This window comes from Priestia taiwanensis (genome assembly GCF_014638355.1).
Classification (GTDB): Bacteria; Bacillota; Bacilli; order Bacillales; family Bacillaceae_G; genus Priestia_D; species Priestia_D taiwanensis.
Window position 1 is genome coordinate 1,053,151 of record NZ_BMFK01000001.1, and the last position, 13,129, is coordinate 1,066,279.

At 39.7% G+C, this 13,129-nt stretch carries 12 protein-coding genes, 1 pseudogene and 1 riboswitch; of the genes and pseudogenes, 1 reads left to right on the plus strand and 12 read right to left on the minus strand.

The features are described 5' to 3' along the window. Positions 1 to 22: 22 nt before the first annotated feature. Together IEV41_RS05575 and metE are read right to left on the minus strand one after the other, a co-directional pair. Positions 23 to 437: pseudogene (locus tag IEV41_RS05575) on the minus strand (acyl-CoA thioesterase); the annotation flags it as partial. Positions 438 to 464: 27 nt separating this feature from the next. After that, on the minus strand, positions 465 to 2,756 hold the full coding sequence (metE, locus tag IEV41_RS05580) for a 5-methyltetrahydropteroyltriglutamate--homocysteine S-methyltransferase (RefSeq protein WP_188387428.1): 2,292 nt from the start codon (positions 2,754 to 2,756) through the stop codon (positions 465 to 467). A gap of 199 nt (positions 2,757 to 2,955) precedes the next feature. After that, a riboswitch (cobalamin riboswitch) is annotated at positions 2,956 to 3,147 on the minus strand. Positions 3,148 to 3,492: 345 nt separating this feature from the next. Here metE and IEV41_RS05585 point away from each other — a divergent pair. Further along, the gene (locus IEV41_RS05585) at positions 3,493 to 4,977 is read left to right on the plus strand and encodes an aldehyde dehydrogenase family protein (RefSeq protein ID WP_188387429.1); all 1,485 of its coding nucleotides are present in this window, start codon (positions 3,493 to 3,495) and stop codon (positions 4,975 to 4,977) included. A 41-nt stretch (positions 4,978 to 5,018) separates the two neighbouring features. Here IEV41_RS05585 and IEV41_RS05590 read toward each other — a convergent pair whose 3' ends face one another. The 10 genes from IEV41_RS05590 to ribD form a co-directional block, all read right to left on the minus strand. Then, on the minus strand, positions 5,019 to 5,369 hold the full coding sequence (locus IEV41_RS05590) for a hypothetical protein (protein ID WP_188387430.1): 351 nt from the start codon (positions 5,367 to 5,369) through the stop codon (positions 5,019 to 5,021). Positions 5,370 to 5,461: 92 nt separating this feature from the next. Beyond that, entirely contained in the window at positions 5,462 to 5,923 is a 462-nt protein-coding gene (locus IEV41_RS05595; protein ID WP_188387431.1) for a hypothetical protein, read from the minus strand. 488 nt (positions 5,924 to 6,411) lie between these two features. Then, positions 6,412 to 7,632 (minus strand): serine hydrolase domain-containing protein, encoded by a 1,221-nt coding sequence (locus tag IEV41_RS05600; protein WP_205181480.1) that lies wholly within the window; start codon positions 7,630 to 7,632, stop codon positions 6,412 to 6,414. Positions 7,633 to 8,251: 619 nt separating this feature from the next. Then, complete coding sequence (locus IEV41_RS05605) at positions 8,252 to 8,524, minus strand: hypothetical protein (protein WP_188387433.1); 273 nt, start codon at positions 8,522 to 8,524, stop codon at positions 8,252 to 8,254. Positions 8,525 to 8,699: 175 nt separating this feature from the next. Further along, positions 8,700 to 8,894, minus strand: a complete 195-nt coding sequence (locus IEV41_RS05610) for a DUF378 domain-containing protein (protein ID WP_188387434.1) — start codon at positions 8,892 to 8,894, stop codon at positions 8,700 to 8,702. Positions 8,895 to 9,036: 142 nt separating this feature from the next. Then, complete coding sequence (locus IEV41_RS05615; protein WP_188387435.1) at positions 9,037 to 9,441, minus strand: GNAT family N-acetyltransferase; 405 nt, start codon at positions 9,439 to 9,441, stop codon at positions 9,037 to 9,039. Further along, the gene (gene ribH, locus IEV41_RS05620; protein WP_188387436.1) at positions 9,438 to 9,908 is read right to left on the minus strand and encodes a 6,7-dimethyl-8-ribityllumazine synthase; all 471 of its coding nucleotides are present in this window, start codon (positions 9,906 to 9,908) and stop codon (positions 9,438 to 9,440) included. Before ribH ends, IEV41_RS05615 begins: the two co-directional genes overlap by 4 nt. A 15-nt stretch (positions 9,909 to 9,923) precedes the next feature. Continuing rightward, positions 9,924 to 11,117 (minus strand): bifunctional 3,4-dihydroxy-2-butanone-4-phosphate synthase/GTP cyclohydrolase II, encoded by a 1,194-nt coding sequence (locus IEV41_RS05625; protein WP_188387437.1) that lies wholly within the window; start codon positions 11,115 to 11,117, stop codon positions 9,924 to 9,926. Positions 11,118 to 11,138: 21 nt separating this feature from the next. Then, on the minus strand, positions 11,139 to 11,780 hold the full coding sequence (gene ribE / locus IEV41_RS05630) for a riboflavin synthase (protein WP_188387438.1): 642 nt from the start codon (positions 11,778 to 11,780) through the stop codon (positions 11,139 to 11,141). Continuing rightward, a complete protein-coding gene (gene ribD, locus IEV41_RS05635; RefSeq protein ID WP_188388692.1) occupies positions 11,765 to 12,883 on the minus strand; it encodes a bifunctional diaminohydroxyphosphoribosylaminopyrimidine deaminase/5-amino-6-(5-phosphoribosylamino)uracil reductase RibD in 1,119 nt (372 codons plus the stop codon). Before ribD ends, ribE begins: the two co-directional genes overlap by 16 nt. Positions 12,884 to 13,129 lie beyond the last annotated feature (246 nt).

The following is a 13,129-nucleotide window of genomic DNA, read 5'->3' on the forward strand; positions in this document are numbered from 1 at the left end:
TTCACACGATCCATCGCAATTTCATGTAAAAGTTTTTCTTCCTCTGTTTCTGGAATAACTTGTGGAATTTGAACAGGTTTCCCATCCTGTAAGGCGACAAATGTCACAAAGCATGTAGCTGCGACTCGTCTTGTACCTGACAGCAAATCTTCAGCAATTACTTTCACAAACACTTCCATCGAAGACTTTCCTGTATAGACGACAAATGACTGATAATCAACACTATCTGTTTTACGAACTGGGCATAAGAAATCAACTGAATCAATTGAAGCTGTGACACAGTTCATTCGTGAATGGCGTGCTGCTGAAATAGAAGCAATAATATCCATTTCCGCAACAATCTTACCGCCAAACAACGTCTCTAAGCTGTTGAGATCAACAGGGAATACACGACTCGTCTTCATCACTTTTGACTCACGTACATATCTCGCTTCCATCTATGACGCCTCCATTTCTACAAGAAATTATAGTACAGAAGTGACTACTTTGCGAGCATTCTTTGCTGCTTCCACCATACGACGAAGTGAAGCTACTGTCTCTTCTTCTTTTCTCGTCTTTAAGCCACAATCTGGATTCACCCAGAATTTCGTTGGATGGCACACTTCCAAAGCATCATCAATTACGGCTTTCATCTCTTCAATCGCAGGTACACGTGGACTATGAATATCATATACTCCAAGTCCTAAACCTTTGACATATGGTCTTTCTTTCAACGAATGAATGAATTCACCGTGACTTCTTGATGCCTCAATTGAAATAACATCGGCATCTAACGCTTCAATTGCATCGATAATATCATCAAAGTTCGAATAGCACATATGCGTATGAATTTGCGTCTCCGGTGCAACAGAAGAAGTTGATAACTTAAATGCATTAACAGCCCATGTTAGGTAATGATCCCAATTTCCAACCTTCAAAGGTAAGCCTTCTCGAAGTGCTGGCTCATCTACTTGAATCATGCGAATACCAGCTTCCTCTAGCGCCTCTATTTCTTTACGAAGTGCTAACGCAATTTGGTACGTTACTTCTTGACGAGAAATATCACTACGTACGAATGACCAATTCAAGATTGTAACAGGGCCCGTTAGCATTCCTTTTACAGGACGTGTCGTTAACGACTGTGCATATTTCGATTCCTTCACCGTCATCGGTACAATGAAGTCTACATCTCCGTAAATAATTGGTGGTTTCACACAACGTGAACCATATGATTGTACCCACGCAAATTGTGTGAATGTGAATCCTGCCAGCTTTTCACCGAAGTACTCTACCATATCCGTACGCTCGAATTCACCATGAACAAGTACATCAAGATCTAACTCTTCTTGAATATCAATCCAACGTTTCGTTTCCTCTTCAACGAATAAATCATATTTCTCTTGTGACCACTCCCCTTTACGCCATTGTTGACGAGCATAACGAACTTCTTTTGTTTGTGGGAAGCTACCAATTGTTGTTGTTGGGAGAAGCGGTAACTTAAAGAAATCACGCTGTAATTCAAAGCGCTTTTCAAATGATAATGCGCGGGCGAAATCCGCTTCCTTCACATTCGCAATCGCATCTTGTACAGACGCAATTGTTGCAGATTGAATTAATGTTTCTAATGCTTCTTTTCCTTCATTTAATACATCTGCCTGCTTTTCTTTACCGTATAACAATGCATCTTTCACTAGCGTTACTTCCGCTAACTTCTCCTCTGCAAACGCCAATGCATTAAATACATCTTTGTTTAGTCGGTTTTCGTTTTGTTTTTGAACAGGGACATGTAATAAGCTAGAAGATGGTTGTATAATAACCGCTTTCGGTTCTACTAGACCTTGAATCTCCTCTACTAATCCAAGTACGCCATGTATATTGGCTCTCCAAATATTACGACCATCGATAACACCAACAGCCAATACTTTCTCTTTCGGGAAACCATACTTCTTTAATGCATTCACATTCTCTTCTTTTCCATGTACGAAATCTAGTCCAATTCCGGCAACAGGCAATGACACAATTTCTTCATAATACTCTACAGAATCAAAGTATGTTTGAAGCAATACTTTTATGTTAGGAACTGTTTCGCTTATGCGCTTATAGACGTCTTTCACTAACTCTACATGTTCCGGTGAGAATGAGCACACAAGCGATGGTTCGTCTACTTGTACCCACTCGACGCCTTCTGCTACTAATTCTTGTAGTAATTGAATATATAATGGTACAACTTCTTCTAACACCGTCGCAAACTCTTCTTCCTTATAACCTTTCGCTAGTGAGACGAATGTATATGGTCCAACGATAACTGGTTTCCCGTTAATACCAAGTTCTTGCTTTGCTTCACGATATGCTAAAAGTGCTTTATTCTCTGTAACCGTATATACTTTTCCTTTTTCATATTCCGGTACAATATAATGATAATTCGTATTGAACCATTTCGTCATTTCACTCGCAACCGCGTCTTTATTTCCACGTGCCATCGCGAAATATGTAGCCAGTGATATCTTTCCGTCTTCATGCTTGTATCGATCTGGGACCCAACCAAATGTCGTTGCCATATCCAACACATGATCATAGAACGTAAAATCTCCAACTGGAATAAGGTCAACCCCTTTTTCTACCTGTGTACGCAAATTTCCAAGACGAATTTCTTTCATCGTTTGAAGGAAATCCTCTTCCTTTACATCACCAGCCCAAAAAGCTTCTAATGTCTTCTTCCATTCTCTGTTCGCACCAATGCGTGGATACCCTAAGTTACTTGTAAATACATTCCCCATACTTCTTCCTCCTTCAATATAAAAACATGATTTCTTCCATTCTTTTACTCTATTACAAAAATAAAAAAAGCATTCCTACCGAATAAGGGTAGAAATGCTTTGCTTTGGAATTTATCCATTGTCAAATAAGCTCATCGTAGTAGCTCAAAGCGACACGATGAAACCATTTCATACACCTCCCTATCTCCCGTAGGTTAAAACAGCGTCGTTAAGATAGGCAGGTCTCCTGACTCAAGTATCATCACTAGCTAATTACCTTCCCTATATTGCTATAAGTGGCATTATTATTAACTAATTCCTCTCTCACAGTGGCGGGACCGTATTGGATTTACACCAATTTCCCTATTAAACTCTAAAGAACCTTTAGAGTACCTATCTTCATGATATTCTGTTATTTCAGTATATTGTGACACTTAAAGTTAGAATAGTCAAATGATTTTGGTTGTTTTGATTTTTATTTGTGCAAATAGACAATCAATCTCCTTCTGGACATTACTCCTCCACTCAATCCTTGTTACCGGGACATTCGATTCATTTTTGATTATTAACAAGAAATCAAAGACATCTTTACATAAAAAGCATTTACAAAAAAATAGTAATCATTGTAAGATATAGACATGTGTTTTCACCTTCTTTGACCTTCAACGTTTTTTCTTCATTTGCTCCTTCGGTTTGTTGAATACACTAGCTTTGCTATGTGTTCATATATAAATTTTTCAAGGGGGTACAAATCTTTATGAAACATGCGGTAACAACTGTAAATCCATTGGTAGAGGCTTTCTTGGACGGTACAAAGAAATTATTTATTAACGGAGAGTTCATTGAAAGCGTTTCCGGAATGACCTTTACTACTCCAAATCCAGCTACAGGAGAAACATTAGCTATCGTAAGTGAAGCTCGTAAAGAAGATATTGACCTTGCTGTAATGGCAGCTCGTAAAGCCTTTGACGAAGGTCCTTGGTCTAAGATGAGTGCAGCTGAGCGTAGTCGCCTTATGTACAAACTCGCTGACTTAATGGAAGAACATAAAGAAGAACTTGCCCAACTCGAAACGCTTGATAACGGGAAACCAATTAACGAGACACGGGCAGCAGACATACCTCTTGCAATTGAACACATGCGTTACTATGCTGGATGGGCAACGAAAATTGTTGGACAAACCATTCCAGTAAACGGTAACTTCTTCAACTATACTCGCCACGAAGCAGTTGGTGTTGTTGGACAAATTATCCCTTGGAACTTCCCACTCTTAATGGCAATGTGGAAATTAGGGGCTGCTCTAGCAACTGGCTGTACAGTCGTATTAAAACCAGCTGAACAAACACCTCTTTCAGCACTATATTTAGCTGAACTAGTTTCACAGGCCGGCTTCCCAGCGGGTGTTATAAACATCGTTCCAGGTTTCGGAGAAACAGCTGGCGATGCACTCGTAAAACACCCACGTGTTGATAAAATTGCCTTTACAGGCTCAACAGAAGTTGGAAAATTAATTATGCGAGAAGCATCGCAATCATTAAAACGTGTAACGCTTGAATTAGGTGGTAAATCTCCAAACATTATCCTTCCAGATGCAGATTTATCCCGTGCTATCCCTGGTGCACTTTCAGGTGTTATGTTTAACCAAGGTCAAGTATGTTCTGCTGGATCACGTCTATTCATCCCGAAGAAAATGTATGATAACGTTGTTGCAGATTTAGTGTTACATGTACAAAAGTTGAATCAAGGTGCTGGATTAAATACAGAAACAACAATTGGACCTCTTGTATCTGGAGAACAACAAGATCGCGTAATGGGTTATATCGAAAAAGGTGTGGCAGAAGGAGCTGAACTATTAGTCGGCGGAAAGAAACCATACGATAAAGGTTATTTCGTATCTCCAACAATCTTTGCAGCAGTAGAAGACAAAATGACAATTGCAAAAGAAGAAATTTTCGGACCTGTTATCGCTGCTCTTCCATTTGAAGACTTAGATGACTTAATTAAACGTGCGAACGATTCTAACTATGGACTTGCAGCAGGTCTGTGGACAGAGAACTTAAAATCTGCACACTACATTGCGAATAAACTCCGTGCTGGTACAGTATGGGTTAACTGCTACAACGCATTCGATGCAGCTTCGCCATTCGGTGGATACAAGCAATCTGGCCTTGGTCGTGAAATGGGTTCTTATGCACTCGATAACTATACAGAAGTCAAGAGTGTATGGGTTAACTTACAATAATGAAAAAAGAGCTAGGAAGAATCTTTCTTCCTAGCTCTTTTTTATGCTTGAAACTCTTGTAATAAATGGTCTAATGATTCAAAGATACACACCGGCTCCCACGTGTCTTCTCCGTGCATAGCCGTAAATACTGGATAACCTTCTACTTTCACATCAACAAAAATTGGATCATCTGTATCTTCTTCTACACCGATAACAAGCCAACTCTCTTGCCATGATCCAGGACCTTGTCCAACAAGTGAATTTCCTTCTTCATCTAATGAATAACCCACTTGTGCTTCCTCTATTTCTTCTTCAGAAAAAAGATAGATAGCCATATAATCCGTTTCTATTTCTTGCGTATGTAATGTTTGGAGTTTTGCTAAAATAGTGCTAACTGTATTGTTCATCATGATTATCTCCTTCTGTATGTTGGCTTTTAGTATACACAACTTTCTTTGAAATGAAAATAAAGAAAACATCGCGGCGTGGCGATGTTTATATATTATTCAGGAACGAACGTTGATCGACTAGTAGTTGTATAAAGAGCAAAATAAAGAAGGAATCCCACTCCAGCTAACATAAGCAATATTGGCATGTGGCTCATCTCTACCCCTACCTCATCTTTGTACTTCATTACAAATTCGGATCCTTCCTTCCCTTTCACACTTTGAACTATTGCATCCTTTTCAGTATCATAAAAGATTGTTGCTTTATGGTATTTCTTAAAAAAATTATCCCTTATACTAGTGTACTGTATGAATAAGCCTTCTGTCTTTTCTACTGTAATAGAATCCAACACTACTAAAGAACCTTCTGCATAAAAAGAGTTTTTCTTTTTAAGCGCCGCTTCTATCTGAGTATATAACTTGTTGTCGATACTTTTCGTTGATTCTTCTGCGTGAGCCATTGCGCTAAATGAAAATAGTAACACACTTAACATAAATACATAACACATTTCCCTCACATCAAACAGTCCCTTCATCTTTTTTACAAACATCTGTACATGGCTTGCAATTTCGAAAGCTTCTTTGTTGAATGCAAATTATTTTTATCACATATTAAATATAAAAATTTAATATGTGATAAAAAAACGCTTATAAAGATGATGTGGCATTTTAATAACGATTCAATCCTTATAAATGTAGAAGCATATTATATCCGTTATGGATGTATGAATAATTGTGATACGACTGATGAGAATACACAATTTTAAACAAACGTGAAGACCCCCGTAGTCCATTACCTTCTTCCTAATGATTTTAAAACGACTCAAATCGTTCTAAGGTACTTTTCATATTGTAATTGATTGACTTACAAGCTTTAAATAGACTTCAAAAGATGGGTGGACATGATTCTAACAACTTCTACTCTGTCCACTCAACTCCGCTTCCTTACTCTATCCCAAAAAGGACGATCCAGCTTTTCAACAAATGACAAACCGTGAGTGAGATATTAGTCTTCGATTGCCTGATAAACCATGGTCCAGAAGTCATGGATAACCCGTGCCGAATCCGCAGTGGACATCCCAACCTGGGTAAGTAGTATTCCGGTGAGCTGTTTGTCCGGATCAGCGTACGTCGTAGTGCCGGTTCCACCGTCCCAGCCGAACTGGCCTATGGACGCGAAGTCACCGCGGTAGGTGCGCACCGCCATCCCAAAACCCCAGCCGCCATGCCTCCCTAGGCCGTACGATACCTGGGTGTTGTTGGCCAGAGCCTCACGGGCTGCTTGTTGCCGGGGAGTGAGGCGATTAGTTGTCATCAACTGGACAGCAGGACGAGACAAGATTCGTTCATTCCCGTGCACCCCTTCATTCAACAACATCTGGAAGTACGCGTGATAGTCATCAACAGTTGAAACCAACTCACCTCCCTGGAACGCTGGAGGTTTGCTGTAGCGCCCCCCAACGGCTTCGTCCCATACGAAAAACTGTCCGGTCTGTGGATCAGGTGCGTAGCTTGGTGGTAACCTGTCAATCTTATCGGCCGGCACGTAGAAACTGGTATCCTTCATCCCCAACGGATCGAGAATACGTTCGCGTAAGAACGTCTCGAATGGCTGACCCGTGACCCTAGCGACTAATACGCAAAGCACATCGTTGCTGACATGGTACTGCCACCTCTCTCCTGGTTGGTGACTTAGAGGAAGTGCACCTAGACGACGCATCCACTCATCTGGATTGGGCACCTCCGCCATTCCCTGACTAAAAATCCCCTGCTCGAAAATCGCTCTCTGGATTGGGGATCCCAGCGATGTCTGATCCACTCCTAGTCCGAATGTAGATGTCAACAAATCCCGGACCGTAATCGGGCGTCGTGCAGGCACCGTATCATCTAGCGGCCCATCGGCCAGTTTCAGTACCTGGCGGTCAGCGAGTTCGGGCAGCCACATATCTACTGGGTCGTCCAACCTTAACCTACACTCATCGAGCAAGACCATCACCGGCGCCACCGCAACTGGCTTAGTAGTAGACGCCATTCGGAAGATTGTGTCCCGACACATCGGCTCCCCACCTTCATGTCGCATTGTGCCAATTGCTTCGACATGCGTCTCACCGTGTCGACTAACCAAAGCAACAAGCCCAGGAATCTTTCCCGATGCAACATGTTGTTCCAGCACGTCGCGCATTCTACGTAACCCTGTTTCAGAAAAACCACTATTGCTTTGTCCTATTGTAATTTTTTCATTTTTTATCTCCCTTTACTTTTTATCAGCCCTATTTGTTATTCATACTTGAAAATCCTTTATCAAAAACAGACGTTCGATACATCAAAGAGACTGGATATCACTAATAAAGGATAACCTCACTCCTATTCTAGATAACCAAAATCTAACTAGGTCCCATTACAAACATATATGTCACTAGCATGGGATCACAGTGCCATCCCAGAGTAACCCATACATCCTTGTACAAAATCCACTGTCATCCAAGCTGATGTATTTCTTCTTAACCTAACTTACAAAATTGGACATCAATAACATGCTTTTACTCACGAAAGTCATACTCTGTTGCGGGTCCTTATAATCACTGCTATCAAACAGGAAGATAACGAGATTAACAATAAATTGATTCACCATTTAACTGCAAGCGGTGTCAACTCCGCTATTACTCCCCTATATGCTATATGTATACCTTACAAATTATTATTATTCTTCTAGTCTCTAACAAAATTATCTCTCCCTTCTATGTTGCATTTACATCGATATAAACCTATGTATAACAACTTCGGACAAGTTCTATGCTACAGCGATAAAATAAAGAAAAAGGAAATGACACATAATCGCCATTTCCTTAATAAAGAGACATAGATAAAAACAGGATACAACCTATTAATCCCGCCTGTTGTTTTAATACTAGATTTTCTGGATCGTCCAAAAAGAATAATACTACTACAAAGCCAATAGGCACTGGAATAAAGTAAATCCAAAATCCAATAGCACCTACCACCATAAAGCAAATCAATTTCGCATAGAGGAGAGACTCTTCTTCTTTTCTTTGTGTATAAAGATACGTTAATCCCCCAAAGACAAATAGCAACTGAATAATAATGATGAATGCGACCATGGTGTTACCTTCCTTCTATTCATCTATTATGTCTTATTTAAAGTATATTCAAGACGAACAGGCATTTATGAACTACTGCCCGTACCAAAATTACATACGTGTAAAAGAGGCTATTCGCATAAGCAAATAGCCTCTTCTATAAACATATATAAATTAGCAACGTAACAATAATAACCTATTTATCAGTGCTAAAGAATCGGTACCATAGTTGATATAAAGCAGATAAGCCAACAAGCCAGTATACAATACTCACAGCTACATCTGAGAAACCAAATACAGTGTCTACTACATTAAAATCAAGCGCAAAGAATAACCAATTTAATCCTCCAAGCACAAGCAGTAAAAACGTAAAATGATTAAAGAATTTCATGATTATCACCTCCTCTTAATGGAGTAGGAAACTTCACTTCTCTAACACTATATTCAAGACTGCTTGTTAGAATGAATACATACGCTTCCACAAACACCCATTTTTCTATAGAATCAGTGAAAATGTGCGCTGAAACTTCACTTTACTTAGTATTTTTTTGCCAGAGTCCACCATGACATAGTGAAAAACCACATTTCTTATAAAACTCCTTATTGTCTTCACTAAATGTGCATGTGATAATCTCTATCCCCCTGTTCTTCCCCTCTTCAAGTAGCGCTTGGACCAATACTTTTCCAATGCCTTTTTGTTGGTAAGCAGGGTGTACATTGACATCTTCCAAATAACCGTGTTGAAGACCAGTTCCTGCAACATAAGCAAATGCAACTAATTTATCTAATTCATTACGAATTCCTCCCCAATATACACACTTCTCAAACAACATGGGGTAATCTTTATCTCTTCGTTCCCAGCCAACCATTTCTCGCAAATCTGGTACTTCATGTTTTGCAATTGGCATATTAATAATAACCCTATATACTTCTATCATCCACTTATGCTTCTCTGTACATTTGCCATTTCAATTGCCGCAACAGCAACTTCATATCCTTTGTTCCCTGCTTTCGTGCCAGCTCGTTCAATTGCTTGTTCGATGGTTTCTGTCGTTAAAATCCCGAACATAATTGGAATATCATATTGCAAAGATAGACTAGCTATTCCTTTTGCCGCCTCATTACATACATAATCATAGTGTGTTGTTGCACCGCGAATAACCGTTCCTAGTGTGATAATCGCATCATACTCTCCCTTTTTTGCTAGTTGTTTCGTCACAAATGGGATTTCAAACGCTCCTGGTACCCACGCAATATCAATATTTTCTTCTGCTACACCGTGCCGAATTAGTGCATCCTTTGCACCACCTAATAACTTGCTTGTAATAAATTCATTAAAACGCCCAACAACAATCCCAACTTTTAATCCTGTTCCTATTAATGTCCCTTCATATACATTGTTCATTTCTTTTTCCTCCCCTTATATGTTTAATAAATGTCCTAATTTTATTTGTTTCGTGTGTAAATATCCTTTGTTCTCCTCTAACACTGGCATCACAATCGGTACACGTTCCACTACTTCCATCCTGTAACCGTCTAATCCAGCAATTTTCTTTGGGTTATTGGTCAATAAGCGAATCTTCTTTACGCCTAATTCCCGAAGAATTTGAGCGCCAACACCATATTCACGTAAATCTGGACCGAAACCGAGTTTTTCATTTGCTTCTACCGTGTCATATCCTTCTTCTTGTAACTTATATGCTTTTAACTTATTTAACAAACCTATACCTCTTCCTTCTTGCCTCATATAAAGAAGAATACCTCTTCCTTCTTCTTCAATTTGTTGCAGAGCGGCATGAAGTTGCGGTCCACAATCACAGCGACATGAACCAAATACGTCACCAGTCAAACATTCTGAATGAACACGGACTAATAACGGCTCATCATCTGAAATATCTCCTTTCACGAGCGCAATATGTTCTTTGTTATCTAACGTATTTGAATAGCCAATTGCTTTAAACGCACCGAATCCAGTAGGTAATTCAATCTCCACCTCTCGTGTTACAAGTGTGTCCATGTGAAGGCGATAGTGAATCAAGTCGGCAATCGTAATCATCTTCAGATTAAATTTCTTAGCAATATCAACTAACTGTGGGACTCTCGCCATCGTGCCGTCCTCTTGCATAATTTCACAAATGACACCCGCATGTGTACTACCACATAACATTGCTAAGTCAACAGCAGCCTCTGTATGCCCAGCCCGCCTCAGAACACCACCTTCTTTCGCAATGAGTGGGAAAATATGCCCCGGACGACGGAAATCATTTGCTTTAGCGTTTTCATCTATCATTTTCAAAATTGTTGTGGATCGTTCATACGTACTAATTCCTGTTGTGGTCGATACATAGTCAACACTTACCGTAAATGCTGTTCCATGTTTATCCGTATTATGTTCAACCATCGGATCAAACGATAATTTCTTTGCTAATGCATGTGTAATTGGTGTACAAACAAGACCACGACCATACGTCACCATAAAGTTAATCACATCTGGCGTTGCTTTTTCCGCCAGTACGACGAAGTCACCTTCATTTTCCCTGTCCTCATCATCACACACGATAATTACTTTGCCTTGCTTCAAATCCTCCAGTGCTTCTTCAATTGAATGAAACATACTATCTTCTCCTCTCCTTTATTAACAAAAACCATGTTCTTCTAAAAATGATGATGTAATTGTTGACTTCTTTTCTTCTCTACATAGTGCAGAACGTATATACTTACCTATCATATCTATTTCAATATTCACCTTCTTACCGACACCTTTTGCTCCTAATATTGTATGGGAAACTGTATGCGGAATAAGGGAAATCGTTATTTCTCCCTCTTGTATGTGAAAGATTGTCAAACTCGTACCGTCAATAGTGATAGAACCTTTATGAATACATTGTTCCGTTAGTGATGGAAGCATTCGAATAACATAATAAATGGCATTCGCCTGTTTTTCCTTGCGAATAATCTCGCCCACACCGTCGACATGACCAGATACGAAATGACCACCAAATCGACCGTTTGCATGCATCGCTCGTTCGATATTCACAAGCATATTTTTCGCTATACCGTATAAAGACGTCGCTCGGACTGTCTCCGGCATTATATCAACAGTGAACGAAGATTCCGTAAATGACGTTACCGTTAAACATATACCGTTAATTGCCATACTATCACCAAGGTGAATATCTTCCATCACTCTCGCAGCTGAAATTGTAAGTTTAATCCACTCTTTTCCACTTTCAACATGTGTAACAGTACCGATTTCCTCAATTATCCCTGTAAACATGAACTATGATCTCCTTTAGCAAACTTCGGTATCGTGACTACTTTTATATCTGTACCGATTTGTTCAATTGATGTAAATTGAAATGAATATGCATCCATCATTCTTTCTACTCCAGATCCACCGAACGAGCTAAGTGAGTCTATTCCACCAATAATTTTTGGAGCGATATACGTAATGACTTTATTTACTTTCTTTGCTTGTAAGAAGCCCATATTAATTTGTTGTCCGCCCTCTACTAATAACGATGCAACACGCTGTTCTCCTAATACACATACAACGTCTTCTATATAAATTGTTTTTGTTTGTAGTTGGAATACTCTTACACCATAACTCTCTATTTCTTCGATTCGCTCTCTTGAAGCGTGATACCCAACAAATATCCATGTCGGCGCTTTCTTGTCCTGAACAATATGAGATTCTACAGGTGTTCGTAGTGTTGTATCAAGAACAATCCGAATTGGCTGCTTCTGCTCTGGTATTATTCTTGCAGTTAAATATGGATTGTCCTGTATTACCGTATTCACTCCTACTAAAATAGCATCATGTGTATGACGTAAATCATGTACATCATGCCGTGCTTCTTCACATGTAATCCATTTGCTATCGCGACTTGCTGTTGCAATTTTTCCATCGAGTGTAACTGCTTGCTTCAATGTGACAAATGGCTCATTTGTTGTGATGAAATGACAAAAGACCTCATTTAAGTCTCTTGCCTGTTTCTCTAATAATCCTACATCCACTCGTACACCGGCATTTCGCAATCGCGTAATCCCACTTCCTGCTACTAGCGGATTTGGATCAGTCATTGCTACTACTACTCTTGTAACCTTATTTTCAACAATAAGGTCTGTACAACGCCCTGTCTTTCCAACATGGTTGCACGGCTCTAGTGTCACATACAGTGTAGAGCCTTTCGCTTTCTTTCCAGCCATCCGAAGTGCATGCACTTCTGCATGTTCTTCCCCGGCTTGTAAGTGCGTCCCGATTCCAACAATTTGTCCATTCTTTACTACTACTGCACCTACTACTGGATTAGGGCTCGTTTGCCCCTTTGTTGCACTTGCTATCTGTAGTGCTAATTCCATATACTTCACATCTCCCACGCTTCCACCTTCTTTCTTGAACATAAAAAACCTCTCTAGGATTATCCTAAAGAGGTTTGATGGAAGGCTTAAATATAGGTTGAAACAACTGTGTTTGTATAGGTCATAGATAAATAAGCCTATTAACTTTCATTTTTCTTGAAGAATAGGCGCTTTCCATCTATAACGAAATAGACCTCTAATACTTGATAAAAAAGCCGACTACTCCCTTGTATCAGTATTGAGATTTTTTCACCTTATACGAAA